This window comes from Armatimonadota bacterium (assembly GCA_031081675.1).
GTDB classification, from domain to species: Bacteria; Sysuimicrobiota; Sysuimicrobiia; order Sysuimicrobiales; family Kaftiobacteriaceae; genus Calidihabitans; species Calidihabitans tengchongensis.
The window spans coordinates 1-18353 of the sequence record JAVHLZ010000003.1; the positions used below are offsets into that span (position 1 = coordinate 1).

19 protein-coding genes are annotated in these 18353 nt (G+C 73.1%); 5 read left to right on the forward strand and 14 right to left on the reverse strand.

Annotation, left to right across the window (positions count from 1 at the left end; all coding sequences use genetic code 11):
• Positions 1-457: 457 nt before the first annotated feature.
• Positions 458-868, reverse strand: coding sequence for a CoA-binding protein (locus RB150_01530; GenBank protein ID MDQ7819220.1), 411 nt, complete (start codon positions 866-868; stop codon positions 458-460).
• Positions 869-884: 16 nt separating this feature from the next.
• The gene (locus RB150_01535) at positions 885-1064 is read right to left on the reverse strand and encodes a glutaredoxin family protein (GenBank protein MDQ7819221.1); all 180 of its coding nucleotides are present in this window, start codon (positions 1062-1064) and stop codon (positions 885-887) included.
• Between the two features lie 212 nt (positions 1065-1276).
• On the opposite strand from RB150_01535, the gene RB150_01540 reads away from it, so the two are divergent.
• Both RB150_01540 and RB150_01545 read left to right on the forward strand, forming a co-directional pair.
• A complete protein-coding gene (locus tag RB150_01540; protein ID MDQ7819222.1) occupies positions 1277-1633 on the forward strand; it encodes a DsrE family protein in 357 nt (118 codons plus the stop codon).
• 117 nt (positions 1634-1750) lie between these two features.
• Complete coding sequence (locus RB150_01545) at positions 1751-1873, forward strand: hypothetical protein (protein ID MDQ7819223.1); 123 nt, start codon at positions 1751-1753, stop codon at positions 1871-1873.
• Between the two features lie 90 nt (positions 1874-1963).
• Here RB150_01545 and RB150_01550 read toward each other — a convergent pair whose 3' ends face one another.
• The 7 genes from RB150_01550 to RB150_01580 form a co-directional block, all read right to left on the reverse strand.
• Positions 1964-3046 carry a hypothetical protein gene (locus RB150_01550; GenBank protein MDQ7819224.1) on the reverse strand — a complete coding sequence of 361 codons (1083 nt, stop codon included), beginning with the start codon at positions 3044-3046 and terminating at the stop codon, positions 1964-1966.
• 141 nt (positions 3047-3187) lie between these two features.
• Positions 3188-4333 (reverse strand): DUF3179 domain-containing protein, encoded by a 1146-nt coding sequence (locus RB150_01555; protein ID MDQ7819225.1) that lies wholly within the window; start codon positions 4331-4333, stop codon positions 3188-3190.
• 75 nt (positions 4334-4408) lie between these two features.
• Positions 4409-4588 (reverse strand): hypothetical protein, encoded by a 180-nt coding sequence (locus tag RB150_01560; GenBank protein ID MDQ7819226.1) that lies wholly within the window; start codon positions 4586-4588, stop codon positions 4409-4411.
• A gap of 111 nt (positions 4589-4699) precedes the next feature.
• Positions 4700-5476: a 6-phosphogluconolactonase gene (gene pgl / locus RB150_01565; protein MDQ7819227.1), complete on the reverse strand. Its 777-nt coding sequence runs from the start codon at positions 5474-5476 to the stop codon at positions 4700-4702.
• Positions 5473-6381 carry a decarboxylating 6-phosphogluconate dehydrogenase gene (gene gnd / locus RB150_01570; protein ID MDQ7819228.1) on the reverse strand — a complete coding sequence of 303 codons (909 nt, stop codon included), beginning with the start codon at positions 6379-6381 and terminating at the stop codon, positions 5473-5475. The genes pgl and gnd overlap by 4 nt, the downstream gene beginning before the upstream one ends.
• Positions 6382-6444: 63 nt before the next feature.
• The gene (locus RB150_01575; GenBank protein MDQ7819229.1) at positions 6445-6813 is read right to left on the reverse strand and encodes a vitamin K epoxide reductase family protein; all 369 of its coding nucleotides are present in this window, start codon (positions 6811-6813) and stop codon (positions 6445-6447) included.
• Between the two features lie 77 nt (positions 6814-6890).
• Positions 6891-7601 (reverse strand): Crp/Fnr family transcriptional regulator, encoded by a 711-nt coding sequence (locus RB150_01580; protein MDQ7819230.1) that lies wholly within the window; start codon positions 7599-7601, stop codon positions 6891-6893.
• A gap of 122 nt (positions 7602-7723) precedes the next feature.
• Between RB150_01580 and RB150_01585 the strand changes: the two genes are divergently transcribed.
• From RB150_01585 to RB150_01595, 3 genes are read left to right on the forward strand one after another with little or no spacing between them, the layout of a single operon-like run.
• Complete coding sequence (locus RB150_01585; GenBank protein MDQ7819231.1) at positions 7724-8992, forward strand: M20 family metallo-hydrolase; 1269 nt, start codon at positions 7724-7726, stop codon at positions 8990-8992.
• Positions 8989-10242 carry a DUF1116 domain-containing protein gene (locus tag RB150_01590; GenBank protein ID MDQ7819232.1) on the forward strand — a complete coding sequence of 418 codons (1254 nt, stop codon included), beginning with the start codon at positions 8989-8991 and terminating at the stop codon, positions 10240-10242. The genes RB150_01585 and RB150_01590 overlap by 4 nt, the downstream gene beginning before the upstream one ends.
• Before the next feature lie 16 nt (positions 10243-10258).
• Positions 10259-11458 (forward strand): alanine--glyoxylate aminotransferase family protein, encoded by a 1200-nt coding sequence (locus tag RB150_01595; protein MDQ7819233.1) that lies wholly within the window; start codon positions 10259-10261, stop codon positions 11456-11458.
• Between the two features lie 158 nt (positions 11459-11616).
• Here the strand turns inward: RB150_01595 and allB are convergent, their stop codons facing one another.
• From allB to RB150_01620, 5 genes are read right to left on the reverse strand one after another with little or no spacing between them, the layout of a single operon-like run.
• The gene (gene allB / locus RB150_01600; GenBank protein MDQ7819234.1) at positions 11617-12984 is read right to left on the reverse strand and encodes an allantoinase AllB; all 1368 of its coding nucleotides are present in this window, start codon (positions 12982-12984) and stop codon (positions 11617-11619) included.
• Positions 12981-15350 (reverse strand): xanthine dehydrogenase subunit D, encoded by a 2370-nt coding sequence (pucD, locus tag RB150_01605; protein MDQ7819235.1) that lies wholly within the window; start codon positions 15348-15350, stop codon positions 12981-12983. Before pucD ends, allB begins: the two co-directional genes overlap by 4 nt.
• 58 nt (positions 15351-15408) lie before the next feature.
• Complete coding sequence (locus RB150_01610) at positions 15409-16791, reverse strand: 8-oxoguanine deaminase (GenBank protein ID MDQ7819236.1); 1383 nt, start codon at positions 16789-16791, stop codon at positions 15409-15411.
• Between the two features lie 27 nt (positions 16792-16818).
• Positions 16819-17304 carry a (2Fe-2S)-binding protein gene (locus RB150_01615; GenBank protein ID MDQ7819237.1) on the reverse strand — a complete coding sequence of 162 codons (486 nt, stop codon included), beginning with the start codon at positions 17302-17304 and terminating at the stop codon, positions 16819-16821.
• 25 nt (positions 17305-17329) lie between these two features.
• On the reverse strand, positions 17330-18202 hold the full coding sequence (locus tag RB150_01620; protein ID MDQ7819238.1) for an FAD binding domain-containing protein: 873 nt from the start codon (positions 18200-18202) through the stop codon (positions 17330-17332).
• Positions 18203-18353 lie beyond the last annotated feature (151 nt).

Genomic DNA, 18353 nt, shown 5'->3' on the forward strand with positions numbered 1-18353 from the left:
CGGCCTCCCACCACCCCCGCCAGCGCGAACAGCAGCACCTCGACCGCCCGCCATCCCCCCAGGTGCCCCACCGCCCAGGCGGCGGCAATGATCCCCCCGGACGCCAGCGCGTCCCGCATCGGCGGGTACCGCCACCACGGCCCCTCGAAGGCGTACACCTCGTCCCGGTCCATCAGCTCACACCGAGCCTCTCACAGCCGGCCACAAGGGGTCAACAGGACATGACCGCAGCAGGCCAGCTGGGGGACAGGCACCGACGGCGGATGGGGACAGTCCCCTCCTGCCGGAGGGGGACACTCTCCCCGGGGCGATGGGGACAGTCCCCCCAGCGAACGGAGGCGGAATCCCGTGGGCGTGCCGAGAGGGGGACTGTCCCCCGACATGGAGCGGGGACTGTCCCCTCTGGCAATCGGGGACTGTCCCCGGGGACAGGTGCGGGGACAGTCCCCGCTCCCGATCAGGCCCGGGCCAGGGCGCGGTGGACGGTCATCATGCACGCCCCCACCACCGCCTCCAGGCCGGCGGCGCGGGCGCGGGCGGCGGCCTCCTCATTCTCGGCCCCGGGCTGCATCCACACCACCTTGGCCCCGACGGCGACGGCGTCGTCCACCACAGCCGGCACCTCCGAGGGGCGCCGGAAGATCAGCACCACGTCCACCGGCTCCGACACGTCCCGCAGGCCGGGATAGGCTCGCTCTCCCAGCACCTCGGTCACGGTGGGGTTGACGGGGATGATCCGGTACCCGGCGTCCTTGAGGTAACTGGCCACCTCGTAACTGGGGCGGTCGGGTTTGTTGGACAGGCCCACCACCGCGATGGTGCGGGTGGAACGGAGGATCCGCAGCAGGGCCTCCGGCGAATGCGCCACGGCAGGCTCGCCTCCCTCACCGGCCCAGCAGGTCTTCCAGCCGCGCCCGGTTAAAACCCACCACCGCCTCCCCGTCGATGAGGGTGACGGGGGTGGCCGCAAAGCCTTTTCCCATCAGCTCGTCCAGGGCGGCCGGATCCCGGCTGATGTCCTTCTCGACGAACGGCACGCCTTTCTGGCGAAGGAACTCCTTCACCTTGCCGCAGAACAGTCAACCGGGCTGGGTGTAGACGACCACCGTTCTGGCCACGGTCCACCTCCTCCTCCCAGGATGACGTGTCCGGACCGCCGGCTATTCCGCCCGCGGCTCCACTGTAAGCCCGCTGACAGACCGTGTGAAGCCGTTCAGAGATGGTGGAAGTGATTCCCCGCCCGTCGGCGGCGCCGCGGGGGAAAGGAGGAGAGTCCGTGCACCGGGTGGCCCTGATCGTCCTGGCCGGCACCGACACCCGCGGCGACCTGGGCCGCGTGGTGAACGCGCTCACGGCGGCCAGGGAGCTGCAGGACACCGGCGACGACGTGCGGATCATCTTTGACGGCGCCGGCACCCGCTGGATCGGCGAACTGACCTCCCCGGGACACCGGTACGGTCCTCTGTTTGCCGCCGTCCGCGACGCCGTGTACGGTGTCTGCCGCCACTGTGCGGCGGCCTACGGCGTCCAGGAAGCGGTCCAGGCGCAAGCCATCCCTCTGGTGGGAGACTACGACGGCCACCCCAGCCTGCGGAGGTTGCTGGCCGAGGGGTTCACAGTGATCACCTTCTGAGACCATGCGCCGGGTTCTGGTTGCTGTCGCCAGACCCGGCGCGGGTCTGTTCTTCGTGCGGGCGCGTCCTGCAGGTCCCCCCAGGCGCCGCCCGCCCGCGCGCATGAGATCATGGGGATGCCGACCACGGTCTTCATCGCCACCGACGGAACCATCGTGCGCCGCCGCACGGGACTGCTCACCCTGGCCCAGATGCGGTCGTTCACCGACGAACTGCTGAGCACGCCCCGAACCCCCTGAACGGACCCTCCGCGCCCCACCCGCCCGCAGCCGTCGGCGTCCGCCGGAGGGACGGCGCTCCCGCGTCCTGCGCGCCTGGGGCCTTCCGGTCTACGCCGGGGGCCGCCACAGCAGAGGAGCCGTGATGGGGATGGGACAGTTCACCACGAAGAGCTCGCCCCCGGTGTCCGGGGTACCGGGCCAGCGCCTGAGGTCGCCGGCCCTCTCGCGCTCCAGCAGCTGCTTCTGGTCCCGCACCACCACCGGGGTGCGGCCGTCGGCCCACGTGAAGGTGAAGTGGTCCCAGAAGGGGCTCCACACCGGGTTGCCGGGGAGAGAATCCACCACCGACGGCTGAAACCCCATGGGCCCCGGGCCCTTGATGCCGTTGCCGAAGACCAGGATCCTGGCGGTGGCGCCGGCTGCGGTCAGCCGCGCCGTCCGGGGCGACGCCGGGACGCGCATCATGGGCGCCATGGGCGCCGCCGAGGTGTCGGTGACGATGTACCACTCGCCGGGGAAACACTGCTGCAGCTTGAAGGTCACCTCCCGCCGGTCCACGTCCACGGGCTTGAGCAGCTGCCCCTGTCCCAGGTAGGCCTCCCGGATCGTGTCGTGGGGCATCTCACCGTCGGGCCACTTCACCACCGGGTAGTTGACCACGACGTCGGTGACCTGCACCCGCAGCCGGCCGTCGGCTTCGGCGTCGCGGACCTGAGCCGCCGAGGTCAGCACCCGCGGGGAGCGCGTAAAGGTGACCCGGTGCAACCGGAAAGCCGGCGTGTAATCCTCCTGCCCGGGCACGGTGCTCACCACCGGCAGCTGGCCCGAGGCAGGGTTGGTGAAGACGTAGTAGTCGGCCACTGCCCCCGCATCGATCGCCTTGGCCAGTTTGGGGGCGTGCACAAGACCCACGGTGCGGGCAAAGGCTGCGTCGGAGGCGTCGGTGCGGATGTGGTAAGCGCGCCGACCGCCGACAAAGACCGGATGAATCCGAAACGTGACAGAGCCGAACTGTCCCCGCCAGCCCCGGGGCCGCAGGGAAAAGCGCAGCACATCGGCCACATGGCGTCGCACCGTCGGCGCCGCGGCCGCCCGCAGCAGTGTTCCTGCGCCCTGCCAGGACAGCGCCACCCCCGCGGCAGCGGACCAGCGGAGGAACTCCCGACGGCTTAGGACGCGACGGACATCCATGGCATCCCTCCAGCGCGGGACTGGGACTGTCCCTTACCATACCGGAATACCGTGCGGGAACGTGTAAGGAAGGTTACAGTGCCAGCCTGACCGGACGCCTTCGGGCGACGGACGTCCGATGCTGGCCCCCGCCCCGGAGGACTACGGCCGGTAGATGCGCGTCCGGGGCTTGAAGACCGCCCACGAGAACCAGAAGTGCTGGCCGTGCACCACCGGCGCCAGGCGCTGGCCCGCCAGGGGCCCCGCGGTGGCCGTTCCCAGCACAGTCCACGCGCTGCCCGTCTGGACATCGGTGATGCGGTCGCCGGTCAGACGGAAGGTCAGCGGCCGTCCCTGCAGGGTGCGCTCGAAGACTCCGGCCGTGCCCACGTCCCGCGAATCGGCGATGCTGCTGCGGTCCAGCGCCGAGGTGACGCCCCGGCTGTAGAGGACCACAATGGGCCTGCCGCCGACCACGTCGTTGACCACCGGTGTCTTCTCCAGCACGCTGAACGGGTAGGCGACGTCTTCTCCGCCCAGCGATACGGTGACCACGCGCGCCATCGGCGGCAGGCGGTCGTCCCGGGGGCCGGTGTAGAGGAAAGGAGAGGAGGCGATGTCATCGTAGCCCAGGTACGGGTTGACGCCGTACGACCGGGTATGGCCGGTCTGGCGGTTGAGGACCCGCCCCCGGGGGTGGGCCGTGCGGAACATCTCCCAGGAGACGATCATGGAGGGCAGGAAGGTCAGCGTCTGCCCGGTGAGCTCCCCGACGATGGCCTCCCCGGTGGCCTGCTGCCACCAGGACTCGGTCTGGCGGTCATACATCACCAGGTCCGAAAAGCGCAGCCTGCCGGTGGTCCCGAAATCCAGCACCCGCCCGGCCACGCGCCGGTCGAAGACGATGGACGTGTTGCACAGGGGGCAAAAGGTGACCACCGCCGGCCGCCCGCCCACCACGTCGTTGACGATCTCGTGCCAGATGAGGATCTGCAAAGGGTAGGCCCGCACATCGCCGCCGTGCTGGAACAGGATGACCGGCTCCCGGGGCTTCAGCCACCGGTCGGCCTGGGCCACGGTGTCGAACTGGGGGCGGTCGATGGCGGGAATGCCGTCTTTGGGCGGTCCGCCCGAGATGATCTCGCCCAGGGGCACGCTGTGCCTGGTGAAGTCCGTCTTCCACTCGGCGGTGTCAAACGGCACCCGTTCCCCCGACGGCGCGGTGCGGGCGACGCGGCCCACCTGTACCCACGCCACCGACCCGGCCAGGACCGCCACCACGGCTCCCACACCGACGGCCACCCTCATGCCCCTCCCTCCCGCCTCCCGACGCCGCGGGTGGGGGCCGTCGCACCCGGGGCGCCCGGCGACTTCCGGGACAGGTCAGGATGTCTTCGCTCCATGCGCGGTGCGGCGGTGCTCGTCCAGTCCCGACCGGGTGTAAAACTCCAGACCGCAGCAGGTCCCGGCCACGGGCTTGTGGGCGCCGTGCACCGTGACCTCGTGGCGGGCCAGATCCTCCGCCGACGCAAACGTCAATCCGCAACAGCTGAGCTCTGCCATAGACCCCTCCTCAAGCGGCGTCCTGTCTCGAGGGTACGGCCGGACCCGGCGGCGTGACTGTACGGGAGCCTACACCGTGCCCCCGGCCCCCCTGGGGCCGCCGGGGGATGCTTATGCGGGCGGCGACGGCGTGCGGATCTCCGGCCCCAGAAACGTGGCGGCGGCCTCGTCCAGCCACCAGATCACCTCTCCGTGGACCGGCCGGACCGCCGCCGCGGGAGAGGTCGTCGGATCCTGGGGCTCCACCAGCGCCCGGTGCACCGCCCCGGCCTTGCCCCTGCCGGCCACCAGGAAGGAGACGCTGGCCGCGTGGTTGATCACCGGCAGGGTGACGGTCAGGCGCTGGGGCGGATCGGCCGGAACCCGCACCGCCACCACCCGCCGGTCGGTCACCCGCAGCGCCGCCGACGCCGGAAACAGCGAGGCGATGTGGCCGTCGGCGGCCAGCCCCAGCAGCAGCACGTCAAACCGGGGCCACGGCCCGGGAAAGCGGGACGCCAGAAGGGCATCGTAGATGCGCGCCGCCTCCTCCGGGTCGGCGACGTGGGTGGGCATCGGGTGGACGTTGTGCGGGGGGACAGGCACCAGGTCCAGCAGGGTCTCCCGCGCCATGCGGTAGTTGCTGCGAGGGTCGTCGGGAGGCACGTACCGCTCATCGCCCCAGAACAGATCCACCTGTCCCCAGGGGACGCGGTCCCGGAACTCGGTGGCCAGCAGACGGTACAGCGGGCGCGGCGTGGTGCCCCCCGACAGCGCCACCGCGCACCGTCCCTCCGACTCCACCGCCGCCCGCACCCGGTCCACCACGGCGCGGGCCGCTGCCCGGGCCAGGCTGTCCACGTCGGGGTAGACGTACACCACCGGCCGGACCGGCGCGGGAGTTCTCACGTCGCCCTGGTCACCTCGTGCCCGCCGAACTGCCGCCGCAGCACCGCCAGCAGCCGGTCGGCGTACGCGTAGGCATCCCGGGAGCGCAGGCGCTGGACCAGGGCCAGGGTGATGACCGGAGCGGGGCTCTCCAGGTCGATGGCCTCCTGAACGGTCCACCGCCCTTCGCCCGAGTCGGCCACCTGGGGAGCCACGTCGGCAAACTCCTGGTCTTCGGCCAGCGCGGCGGCCAGCAGGTCCAGCAGCCACGACCGCACCACGCTGCCGTGCCGCCAGATCTCGGCCACCTGGTGGAGGTCCAGGGCAAACTCCCGCTTGCGGCGCATCAGGGCGAACCCTTCGGCCAGCGCCTGCATCATGCCGTACTCGATGCCGTTGTGCACCATCTTGACGAAGTGGCCCGCGCCGTGGGGGCCGACGTGGCCCCACCCGCGGTCCGGCGACGGGGCCAGCGCCTCCAGCACGGGGCGCAGGCGGGCCACGGCCTCGGCAGTGCCGCCCACCATCAGGCAGTAGCCTTCGGTCCGCCCCCAGATGCCGCCGCTGGTGCCCACGTCCACGAACTCCAGCCCGCGGGAGGTGAGCCACTCGGCCCGCCGCAGGGTGTCGCGATAGTAGGAGTTGCCGCCGTCCACCACCACGTCGCCCCGGGCCAGCAGGGGGGCCAGCGCCTGAAGGGTGTCGTCCACCGTCGGGCCGGCCGGCAGCATCAGCCAGACCACCCGCGGTGCAGCCAGCCGCTCGGCCAGTTCGGCCAGGGACGCCGCCGCCTCGGCGCCCGCCTGCCGGGCCCGCTGCCGGGATGCCTCCGACCGGGCGTACCCCACCACCCGGTGACCCGCCCGCACCAGTCGCTCGGCCATGTTGGCGCCCATGCGTCCCAGACCGACCATCCCGAGATCCATCGCGCCTGCCCCCTCGATGCGTTCTCCGGCTGTCTGTCCCCCGGCGCGCCCGGCCGGGGCCCGTCAGACCAGCGCGCCGAAAATCGCCGCCGTCAGCGCCGCGGACGCCAGGCACCAGCTGCACACAGTCCGCAGCACCCACAGTTGCAGGTAGGTCAGGTACACGTACAGGATCAGGGCCACGCCGGTGACCCCCAGGGCCAGGAGATGCGCGACGGGCCACCACGATTCCACCAGCGGGACGGCGGCCATCGTCAGGAAGTAGGCCACGCCCAGCGCCCCGTTGGGGATGCCCAGCAGCCGCCCGTAGCGGCTGCGGATCACCGCCGCGCACCCGGAGCCCAGGCACAGGACCGGGCCCGGGGTCACCTGCTTGTACCACACGTAGGCGCTGACGGCGGCTCCCGCCAGACCCAGGATCAGGACGGCCATCCTCCGGGGGTCCCGCACATCGCCGGAAAGCGGGTGAGGGTCCCCTCCCTCCGCACTCGCACTGTCCTGACAGGCTCCTAGCGTGTGTTCGCCGACAGCCTCCGCAGCCCCTCGGGATCGAGGACGACGATCCGGCGGCCCTCGGTAGCGATCAGGCCGGCGGCGCGCAGGCGGCTTAGGGTGGCCGTCACCGTCTCCCGGGTGGCGCCGATCATGCTGGCGATGTCCTGGTGCGTCAGGCGCAGGGCCAGCCGCAGCCGTCCGCCGTGGCGGTGGCCCGAGGCCTCGGCCAGGCGCAGCAGCAGGGCCGCCAGGCGGCCGGGCACGGTCCGGAAGACCAGATCGGCGATTTCCTCCTCGGCCACCCGCAACCGGTCGGCCAGCGTCCGCAGGACGTGCAGCATCAGCTCCGGGTGCCGGCGCAGCAGGGCCGCCATGTCGTCGCGGGACAGGGCGCAGAGAAGGGTGTGCTCGAAGGCTTCGGCGTGGACGGGTTCGGCCTCGCCGACCAGCGCCAGTTCTCCGAAGATGTCTCCGGGCCCCAGCAGGGCCAGGATCTGCTCCCGCCCGTCGGGAGAATACCGGGAGATCTTTACCCGCCCTTCCTTGATGACGTACACCCGCTCCTGGGGCTCGTCGGGGTGGAGGATGACGCTGCCACGGCCGAACTCGCGCAGGGTGGCGCGCTCACCCAGCCGACGCAGCTCTGCCTCGTCCACCCCCGCGAACAGGTCCACCTGCCGCAGGTACCAGATCTTGTCCGGCCGCCGGGAAGCCGTCACCGCCATTGATTGTCCCCCACGGCAGAACGACGCCGGCCTGGCCGCCGATTCCCGCCGACTCCGGCGGCGTCGGAAGGTTCCCGGGCCAGAGAGGAAACCGGCCATCGCGGAACCGAACTGGCCATCGTATGGCGCTTGCGAACCCGTCACTGCCGCGGGTGCGGTCCCGCCTGGAAGCTCTGGCCGAGATCGGCCGTGATCCCGCCGGCGGCCTCACCCGGTTGCCGTGCACGCCCGCCCACGCCGAGGCCGTGCGCCTGGCGGCGGGCATGATGCGCGAGGCGGGGCTGGACCCCGGCGTGGACGACTTCGGGAACCTGGTCGGGTGGCGGCCGGGGCGCACCGAGGCGGCGCTGCTGTGCGGGTCGCACCTGGACACGGTCCCCCAGGGAGGGATGTTCGACGGCGCCCTGGGCGTGGTCGCCGCCATCGAGTGCGCCCAGACCCTGCGCGACGCGGGCATCCAGCTGACCCACGGGCTGGCGGTGGTGGCATTTGCCGACGAGGAAGGCGTGGCCTTCGGCGTGGGGACCCTCAGTTCCCGGGCGCTGGTGGGCGAGATTTCCCGGGAGCGACTCCGGCTCCTGCGGGATGCGTCCGGGCGGCCCCTGGCCGACTGCCTGCGCGAGCGCGCCCACGGTCTGCCACTGGCGCGGGTCCCCGACCGGGTGGCCGCCTACCTGGAACTGCACATCGAGCAGGGCCCGGTGCTGGACGCGGCCGGACAGACGGCGGCGGGCGTGACCGCCGTCGTCGGCATCGCGCGGACCTGGGTGACGTGGACCGGGAGCGCGCAGCACGCCGGCACCACCCCCATGGATCGGCGCGCCGACGCCCTGGTCGGTGCTGCCCGGCTGGCGCTGGACCTGCGGGAGATGGCCCGCCGGTCCCCCGGCCTCCTGGTCGCCACCGCCGGACGCCTGCACGTCCACCCCGGCGCCGTCAACGTCGTCCCGGGGCGGGTGGAGATGACCGTGGAAGTGCGCAGTCCGGATGCCGGCCGCCTGCGCGACGCCTGCGGGTGGGCGGAGGCCCGCGCCCGGGAGATCGCCGCGTCCGAAGGCCTGCAGGTGCAGGTGGACCCCTGGGATGTATCCCCGCCCCAAATGCTGGACCCGGACGTGCGCGCGGCCGTCCGGAGGGCACTGGCGGCCTGCGGCCACCCCGAGCGGGAGCTGCCGAGCTGGGCCGGCCACGACGCCGCCGTGCTGGCCCGGCATGTTCCTGCGGGAATGATCTTCGTCCCCAGCGCCGGCGGGATCAGCCACTCGCCCCACGAGCACACGCCGTGGGAGGCCGTCGACGCCGGCGTCCGGGTCCTGCTGCACGCGCTGCTGGCGCTGGACGCCGCCGGCGTGCCTCCCCGGACGCTCCCTCTGGCCTACGGTGCCCCGTGAGCGACCTCGCAGACCGCATCGCCGCCGCCAACGCCGACGCCCTGGACCGCCTGATGCGGGCCTCGCCGGCGCTGGTCGCCGTGCGACCGGCGGCAGAGGTCATCCCGGCATTGCGGGGTCGCCGGCTCCTCCACGCGGGCCCGCCGGTACCGCCTTCCCGGATGTGCGGGCCGATGCGGGGCGCGGCCGTGGGCGCCATCCTGCTGGACGGATGGGCAGACAGCGCCGACGACGCCGCGGCCCTGCTGGACGGAGGGGGCGTGGAGGTGGCGTGCACCCACGATCACGGAGCGGTGGGCCCCATGGCCGGCATCATCTCGCCGTCCATGCCGGTCTGTGTCGTGCAGGATCAGGACGGCGGGCGCGCCTTCTGCCCGCTGAACGAGGGAGTGGGGACGGTCCTGCGCTTCGGCGCCTACGGGCCGGCGGTCCTGGAGCGCCTGACCTGGCTGCGGGACGTGTGCGCCCCCGCCCTGGACGCCGCCCTGCGCGAGACCGGAGGCCTGTCCCTGGTCCCCGTGATGGGGCGGGCGCTCACCATGGGAGACGAGATGCACCAGCGCAACGTGGCCGCCACCGCCCTGCTGGTCCGGGAACTGGCGCCCGCCCTGGCAGGTGTCGCCCCAGCGGCGGTGGCCCGGGAGGTCCTGCGCTTTCTGGCCGCCACCGACCAGTTCTTCCTCAACGTGGCCATGGCGGCGTGCAAGTGCCTCACGGCGCACATCGCCGACATCCCCTACTGCACCCTGGTCACCGCCATGAGCCGCAACGGCGTGGACTTCGGCCTGCGGGTCAGCGGGCTGGGGGACCGGTGGTTCACCGCGCCGGCGCCACAGGCCCGGGGGCTGTACTTCCCCGGCTACGGCCCCGAAGACGCCAACCCGGACCTGGGGGACAGCGCCATCGTGGAAACGGTGGGCCTGGGAGGGTTCGCCATGGCCGCCGCTCCGGCCGTGGTGGGCTTCGTCGGCCTGCCGTCGGCCCGGGAGGCCGAGAGCATCACCCGGGCCATGGGGGAGATCACCGCGGGCCGCAGTCCCCACTGGCGCATCCCGGCGCTGGACTTCGAGGGCGTGCCCACCGGGATCGACATCCGCAAGGTGGTGGCGCTGCAGATCGCGCCGGTGATCAACACCGGCATCGCCCACCGTCGCGCCGGCGTCGGACAGATCGGCGCGGGCGTGGTGCGGGCGCCCCTGGAGGCCTTCCAGCGGGCGCTGGAAGCGTTTGCCGTGCGCTACGGGGCCTGACCCGGGAGGGATGACCGTGAGCACCGTCGGCGACCTGACTCCACCCGACCGGCTGCTGTGCGGCACCGGGCCCACCAACCCCGATCCCCGGGTCCTGCGGGCACTGGCCGCGCCGGTCCTCGGTCAGTTCGACCCGGCGTTCACCGCCATCATGGAAGAGGTCATGGCCCTGGCCCGGCAGGTCTTCCAGACGGCCAACCCGCGGACCTTCGCCGTCTCGGGCACCGGCCGGGCGGGCATGGAAGCCGCCATCGCCTCCCTGGTGGAGCCCGGCGACCCGGTCCTGGTGGCCGCCTGCGGGCGGTTCGGGGATCTGTTCGCCGACCTGGCCGCCCGCTACGGCGCGCGGGTCGAGCAGGTGACCGCCGAGTGGGGCCAGGTGATCGACCCGCAGCAGATCGACGATGCGTTGCGGGTCCGGCGAGCGAAGGTGGTGGCCGTCGTCCACGGCGAGACGTCCACCGGCGTGCTGCAGCCCCACATGGACGCCATCGGCCGGATCTGCCGGCGGCACGACGCGCTGCTGGTGGTGGACGCGGTGGTCACGCTGGGCGGGGTGGAGGTGGACGTGGACGGCTGGCAGGCGGACGTGTGCACGTCGGGCACCCAGAAGTGCCTGGGGTGTCCGTCGGGGATGGCGCCGGTCACCTACAACGGCCGCGCCGAGGAGGTCCTCGCCCGGCGGCGGACGCCCATCATCAGCAACTACCTTGACCTGGCCCAGCTGCAGCGCTACTGGAGCCCGGAGCGCCTGAATCACCACACCCTGCCCACCGCCATGACCTATGGACTGCGGGAGGCCCTGCGGCTGGTGGTGGAGGAGGGACTGCCGGCCCGATGGGCGCGCCACCGGCGCACAGGTGACGCGCTGAAGGCGGGTCTGGAAGCCATGGGCCTGCGCCTGTTCGGCGATCCCCGCCACCGGCTGCCGATGATCACCGCCGTGCACGTGCCCGATGGCGTACCCGATGAGGCGGCCCGCCTGCGTCTGCTGGAGGAGTTCGGGGTGGAGATCGCCACGTCGTTCGGACCCCTGCGGGGGCGTATCTGGCGCATCGGCACCATGGGCTACAACGCCCGGCCGACAACCGTCCTGACAGTCCTGTCGGCCCTGGAACACGTCCTGCGGGCGTTCGGGGTGCGGATCCCCCCCGCGGCGGGGGTGGAAGAAGCCCGTCGCCGGCTGGCCGGGGACTCTGCACAGCCCCCTCGGTGACTGTCCCCACAAGGACGCGGGGACTGTCCCCACCCCCTGCTGGGGACAGTCCCCATAACGCGGCAGGTGGAGTACAGCGGCCCGCGAGTGGAGACAGACGCCGCTGCGTGGAGGAGGAGGAGGACTGTCCCCCGACCAGTTGGGGGACTGTCCCCGGGTCAGGTCGGGGACTGTCCCCGGAGCGGGCGGATCCATTGCCCGCCCGCCTCCGCCACGATGTCGCCATCCTGGACGATGACCTGGCCGCGGCGCAGGACATGGGTGATCCACCCCTGCATCTGCCAGCCGACGAACGGCGAATGGGGGTGGCGGGAGCGCAGCCAGCCGCGATCCACCGTCCACCGCCGATCTGGATCCACCACCACCAGGTCGGCATCGGCGCCCACCTGGATGGTCCCCTTGCGCGGCCACAGGCCCGCGATGCGGGCCGGAGCGGCGGCCAGCAGCGCCGCGGCCTGCTCCAGGCTCAGGCCGCGGCGCACGCCTTCGGTCAGCACCAGAGGCACCAGCGTCTGCACTCCGGTGATCCCGCCCCACGCCAGCCAGATGTCCTCCTCCCCCCGGGCCTTGTCCTCGGTGGGACAGGGCGAGTGATCCGAAGCCAGGCAGTGCACGCGTCCGGCCAGCACCTGCTCCCACAGCCTCTCCACCGTCGGCCGGTCGCGCAGGGGCGGCGCGCACTTGGCCACCGGCCCCAGCCGCACCAGGTCGTCGTCGGTCAGGGTCAGGTAGTGGGGGCAGGTCTCCACCGTCACCTGCTGCCCCTGCGCCTGCGCGCGGGCCACCAGGTCCGCACCCTCGGGCACGCTCAGGTGAACCACGTGCAGCCGGCAGCCCGCGCGCGAGGCCAGCAGCACCGCCCGCTGGATGGCTTCCAGTTCGGCCACCGGGGGACGGGACTCCGCCCACGCGCGGCGGTCCCGCCGCCCCTGCGCCTGCAGGCGCGCGGCCAGAGAGCCGGTGATCCCGGCGTTTTCCGCGTGCACCGCCAGGACCAGCCCCGCGCGGGCGATCCGGCGCATGCCCTCGTACAGGGTGCCGTCGTCCACCCACCCGAACTCGGGGGTCCCGGTGGGGCACAGGAAGGCCTTGAACCCGACCACGCCGGCGGCGGCCAGCGCGTCCAGGTGCTCCAGGTTGTCGGGCACCAGACCGCCCCACAGGGCGAAGTCCACCACCGACGCCGACTGCGCCGCCTCCACCTTCGCCTGCAGGGCGGGGACGGTGGTGGTGGGCGGGTTCGCGTTGAGGGGCATCTCCACGGCGGTGGTGACGCCTCCGGCGGCCGCGGCGCGGCTGCCGGGCCCCCACCCTTCCCAGCGGGTGCGCCCGGGCTCGTTGAAGTGCACGTGCAGGTCCACGGCGCCCGGCAGGACGACCCGCCCCCGGGCGTCCAGGATGTCTTCTCCCCCCAGGGGTTCGGTGGACAGGCTCGCGATGCGGCCGGCACGGATCCCCAGATAGCCCTCCACCACGCCCGAGGGCGTCACGACCCGTCCGCCAGCGACCACCCGGTCGTAGGTCACAGCATCCCCAGCGCCTTGGGCACCGGCTCGGGATACGGAACGTCCGGCACAGGCGCCGGGCCGGACGCGCGCGCCGGAGGGCGCAGCCCGAGGATGTCGTCGGGGCGCAGGGGCACCCGGTTGAGCTCGCGCCCGGTGGCATCCCGCACGGCCGCCACGATGGCCGCCGTGGACACCACCGTGGAGGGTTCGCCCACCCCCTTGGCACCGAAGGGGACGCCGGGCTCGGGCTCCTCCACCAGGACCGACACCACCGGAGGCATGTCCAGGATGGTGGGGATGAGGTAATCGGTAAACGAGGGATTGCGCAGCCGGCCGTCGTCCAGCACGATCTCCTCCATCAATGCCAGCCCCAGCCCCTGGGCGGTCCCCCCCTCGATCTGCCCGGTGACGTTCAGGGGGTGCAGGGCGCGGCCGACGTCCTGGGCGGCGGCAATCTGCACCACCCGCACCAGCCCCAACTCGGTATCCACCTCGACCACGGCCCGCTGGGCGGCAAAGGCGAACGTCACGTGCGGGTCGCCCTGGCCCCGCCGATCCAGCGGGGTCGTGCGCCGGTGGCGGTAGACCCGCGTGCACTCGATGGGAGGATCCAGGTACTCCTCCAGGCGCCCCACCGGCCGCTCCCCGGACCACACCACCCCGTCCCGGACCGCCAGCTCGCCCGGGACGGGACCGCCCCGCCCGGCGGCACGCCGACGGACCCGCTCCCAGAGTTCTTCCCGCACGGCCCGGCATGCCAGCTGGACGGCGCCGCCGGACATCATGGTCTGGCGGGACGCCGAGCTGCTGCCGGCGGATCCCACCAGGGTGTCGGGCGTGTGCAGGACCACCCGGGACACGCCCAGTTCCTCCCGGGCGATCTGGACCAGCACCGTGTGCACGCCCTGGCCCACCTCCGCCGCCGCGCTGTGCACCTCCACCTCCGGACCGTCGGGGCCGAGGAACAGCCGCACCCGGGCCTCCGCCGAGTCGTCAAAACCCTCGCTGTAGGCGATGTTTTTGTACCCCACGGCGAACCCCACGCCGCGGCGCAGGCGCTCGCCCCGGCTGACGTTGCCGGCCCCACCCGGGTAGGACAGGGGGGTGCGCTCCACCGGTTCGGGAGGCAACGGGATGGCGGCGCACCGCCGGATCAGCTCGCGCACCGGCGCCGTGCCCCGGATGACCTGCCCGGTGGGCAGGACCGAGCCGGTCTGCACCGCGTTGCGCAGCCGCAGCTCCACCGGGTCCATTTCCAGCGCCCGGGCCAGTTTGTCCATCTGCGCCTCGTGGGCGAAGCACGCCTGCACCGCCCCAAAGCCCCGCATGGCGCCGCAGGGCGGGTTGTGGGTGTACACGGCGGTGCCTTCGATCAGGGCGTGGGGGACCTCGTAGGGGCCGGTGGCAAACGTGCTGGCGTTGGCGATCACCGCCGTGGACGATGACGCATACGCGCCCCCGTCGATGACCACCCGGGCGTACACGTTCACCAGGCGCCCGTCCCGGGTGGCTCCGTGGCGCATCCAGATCCGGGCAGGATGCCGGTGCACGTGCCCGTAGAAGGACTCCTCCCGGGAGTACACCATCTTCACCGGCCGGCGGGTGCGCAGCGCCAGCAGGCAGGCGTGGATGTGCATGCTGACGTCCTCCCGGGCCCCGAACGCCCCTCCCACCCCGGCCAGGTGCAGCCGGACCTTGTCGGGCGGCAGCCCCAGACAGGGGGCGATCTGGTCCCGGTCCACGTGCAGCCACTGGGTGGCCACGTAGAGGTCCACGCCCCCGTCGGCGGCGGGAATGGCCAGCCCGGCCTCCGGGCCCAGCATGGCCTGGTCCTGCATGCCGGTCTCGTAGTAGCCCTCCACCCACACCTCGGCGGGAGTGGACGGATCGCCGTGGACGATCCGGATGTGCCGCAGGACGTTGCCCCAGGGGTGCACCCGCGGCGCGTCCGGCCGCAGGGCCGCCTCCACGTCCGTCACCGCCGGCAGGACCTCGTAGTCCACGCGGATCTGCCCGGCCGCGCGCCGCGCCACCTCCAGGTCCACGGCGGCCAGGATCGCCACCGGCTCGCCCTGGTAGCGTACGCGCTCCAGGGCCAGCACCGGCTGATCGGGCAGCTCCAGACCGTAGGTCTTGCGTCCGGGCACGTCGTCGGCCACCAGGACCGCGTAGACGCCGGGAACGCTCAGCGCGCCGGAGATGTCCAGGGAGCGGATGCGGGCGTGGGGGTGGGGACTGCGCAGGGTGTAGCCCCATAGCATGTCGTCGGTGTGGAGGTCGCTGCCGAACAGAAACTCGCCGGTGACCTTGGGCACGCCGTCCACGCGGCGGATGCTCTCGCCCACTCCTCCGGAAGTGCGGGGGACGACTTTCACCGCGGTCAGCCTCCCTCCACCCTGGCCCCGCCGTCCCCGCCGGCAGGCGGCAGGAACGTGTGGGTGGTCATTCTCCCTGTCCGCCGCCGGCCCTACCGGCCCGGGCGATGCGCCGGCTGACCTGCCGGGCCCCGGCGGCGATCGCCTCCTCGTCGGCGGTCTGCAGGCGGCCGTCGCGCACGACCACCCGTCCGTCCACCACCAGGTGGGTCACCCGCTGCGGGAAGCAGAGGACCAGCGCCGCCACCGGGTCGGCGTCCGCGCCCGCCAGCGCCAGGGCGTGCACCGAGAACAGGGCCACATCCCCCCGCATTCCCGGCACCAGGGCGCCGATGTCGTCCCGTCCCAGGCAGCGGGCTCCCCCGCGGGTGGCCAGGCGCAGCACGTCCCGGGCACCCAGGGCAGCCGGATCGCCTCCCGCCCGGGACACCAGCAGGGCCTGGCGGGCCTCGGCCAGCAGGTGGCCGCTGTCGTTGGACGCCGACCCGTCCACCGCCAGCCCGACCGGGGCTCCGGCGTCCAGCAGCCTGCGGGCGGGCGCGATGCCCGACCCCAGCCGCAGGTTGGACGTCGGACACCAGGCCACCCCGGTCCCGGTGCGCCCGATGCGGGCCACGTCCCCCTCGTCCAGGTGCACGCAGTGGGCCAGCCACACATCCGGCCCCAGCCAGCCCCACTCGTCCAGCAGCTCCACCGGGCGCACCCCGAACACCTGGCGGCAGTAGGCCTCCTCGTCCCGGGTCTCGGCGATGTGGGTGTGCAGCCGCACCCCCCGCCGGCGGGCCAGGGAGGCGGACTCCCGCATCAGGCGCGGCGTGACCGAAAACGGCGAGCAGGGGGCGACGGCGACGCGGACCATCGCCCCCGGGCGCGGGTCGTGGAAGCGGCGCACCGCGTCCTCGGTGCGGGCCAGGATCGCATCGGTGTCCTCCACCAGGTCGTCGGGGGGCAGGCCGCCGCGGCTGCGGCCCAGATCCATCGCGCCCCGGCAGGGATGAAACCGCAGGCCGATCTGCCGGGCCACGTCCACCTCCGCCTCCAGCAGGCCGGCGCCGCCCCGGGGAAAGATGTAGGGATGGTCGGTGGTGGTGGCGCAGCCGGACAGCGCCAGCTCCGCAAGCCCCACGGCCGCCGCGGCCCGCACCCATTCCTCGTCCAGATCCGCCCACACCGGGTACAGGGCCTGCAGCCAGCCAAACAGTCCCTGGTCCTGGGCCCGCGCCCGGGTAAGGCTCTGGTACAGATGGTGGTGGGTGTTGACCAGGCCCGGCAGCGCCACCAGGCCGGATCCCCCCAGCACCTGCCCGGCCGGCCGCGGGGGTGGACCCGTCCCCACCCAGGTGATGACGCCGTCCTCGATGAGCACGGACCCACCGGCGATCTCGGTGCCGGCGTCGTCCATGGTCACGACGACCTCGCAGGAGTCGATGAGCAGAGAAGCCCTGGGCACAGATGGGGGCATCTCCGTCGGCGCCCGTCAGGCCCGGGATCCCCGGTCCCCGCCCGTCATCCGCTCCGCCGCCAGGCGCACCGCGTCCAGGATCTTCTGGTAGCCGGTGCACCGGCACAGGTTGCCGGCCAGGGCTTCCCGGACCGTCTCCTCGGACGGAGAGGGGTCCCGTCGGAGCAGGTCCACCACCGCCACCACCAGCCCCGGGGTGCAGAAGCCGCACTGGACCGCGCCGGCGTCCAGGAACGCCTCCTGGACAGGGTGCAGCCGGCCGCCCTGGGCCAGGGACTCCACCGTGTGCACGGTGCATCCGTCGGCCTGCGCGGCCAGGACCAGGCAGGCGCACACCAGCTCGCCGTCCAGCCACACCGAGCACGAGCCGCACTCGCCCTGCTCGCAGGCGTTCTTGCTGCCCACCAGACCCAGGGAGTCCCGCAGCAGGGCCAGCAGGCTGGCCCCCGGCCACACATCCGCCTGCCGCCACGCCCCGTTGACGTTCAGCCGCACCCGCACCGCCCCACCTCCCGCTCCACCGCCTCTAGCCGGCCAGCCGGCGGTCCCCCAGCGCCCACCGCAGTGCCCGGCGGGCCAGGACCGCGCACGCGTGCCGGCGGTATGCCGCCGAACCCCGCACGTCGTCGATGGGCCGGGCGGCGGCCGCCACGCGCTCCCCGAACTCCTCCACCACCGCATCGGACAGCGCCGCCCGGGGGTCGTCCCACGCGCCGGCCCGCTGCATCTGCTCGGCGGCGAACCGCTCGGCCTCGGGGGCGCGCAGGACGGTGGGCCCCACCGACCCCAGCGCCACGCGGACGGCCCGCCCGACCTCGTCCACCACCAGGCAGAGGCTGGCCACGGCGATCACCATGGCGTTGCGGGTGCCCACCTTCAGAAACGACCCCGGTCCCCGCAGGCGCCGCCACCGGACGCCCAGGACGAGCTCGTCGGGGGCCAGGGCCGTCTGTTTGGGCCCCAGGAAAAACTGATCCCAGGGAAGCGCCCGCACCCGCCCGCCGGCCCGGCCCAGGACGACCTCCGCGTCGTGGGCCGCCAGCACGGGCAGGGTGTCCCCGGCCGGGCTGGCGGTGCCCACGTTGCCGCCCAGCGTGCCGCGGTTGCGGATCTGGGGCGAGCCCACGGTGCGGGCGGCCTGCGCCAGCGGCACGCACCAGGACAGCTCGCGGACCAGGCGGGCGTAGGTCATTCCCGCACCCACAAACACCGCCCCGTCCTCCTCCCGCCACTGCCGCAGCTCCGGAAGGCGGCTGAGATCCACCACCGCGTCCGGCCGCAGGCGGTGGAAGTTGATGGCCACCATGACGTCGGTGCCGCCGGCGATGGGGACGGCCTCCGGGCGCCGGGCCTTCACCTCCAGGGCTTCGGCCAGGGTGCGGGGCAGATACACGTCCATGGGTACCCATGACGATTCCACGACGGTTTGACACTCCTCCTGCCGGCGCGTCATGGTGGAGCTGGGCCTGCTGCCAGGAGGAAGCGGCGGGCGCCAGGCCAAACTCCCCGATATGCGCTCCTCCGCGGGCGTCTCCCATGACCGGCCGGCC

Bases quoted from the DNA above. Each gene is read 5' to 3' on its own strand.
- RB150_01545 (MDQ7819223.1), top strand. From the start codon at position 1,751: ATGCCGACCACGGTCTTCATCGCCACCGACGGAACCATCGTGCGCCGC.
- RB150_01550 (MDQ7819224.1), bottom strand. From the start codon at position 3,046: ATGGATGTCCGTCGCGTCCTAAGCCGTCGGGAGTTCCTCCGCTGGTCC.
- RB150_01555 (MDQ7819225.1), bottom strand. From the start codon at position 4,333: ATGAGGGTGGCCGTCGGTGTGGGAGCCGTGGTGGCGGTCCTGGCCGGG.
- RB150_01560 (MDQ7819226.1), bottom strand. From the start codon at position 4,588: ATGGCAGAGCTCAGCTGTTGCGGATTGACGTTTGCGTCGGCGGAGGAT.
- gnd (MDQ7819228.1), bottom strand. From the start codon at position 6,381: ATGGATCTCGGGATGGTCGGTCTGGGACGCATGGGCGCCAACATGGCC.
- RB150_01575 (MDQ7819229.1), bottom strand. From the start codon at position 6,813: ATGGCCGTCCTGATCCTGGGTCTGGCGGGAGCCGCCGTCAGCGCCTAC.
- RB150_01580 (MDQ7819230.1), bottom strand. From the start codon at position 7,601: ATGGCGGTGACGGCTTCCCGGCGGCCGGACAAGATCTGGTACCTGCGG.
- RB150_01585 (MDQ7819231.1), top strand. From the start codon at position 7,724: ATGGCGCTTGCGAACCCGTCACTGCCGCGGGTGCGGTCCCGCCTGGAA.
- RB150_01620 (MDQ7819238.1), bottom strand. From the start codon at position 18,202: ATGGACGTGTATCTGCCCCGCACCCTGGCCGAAGCCCTGGAGGTGAAG.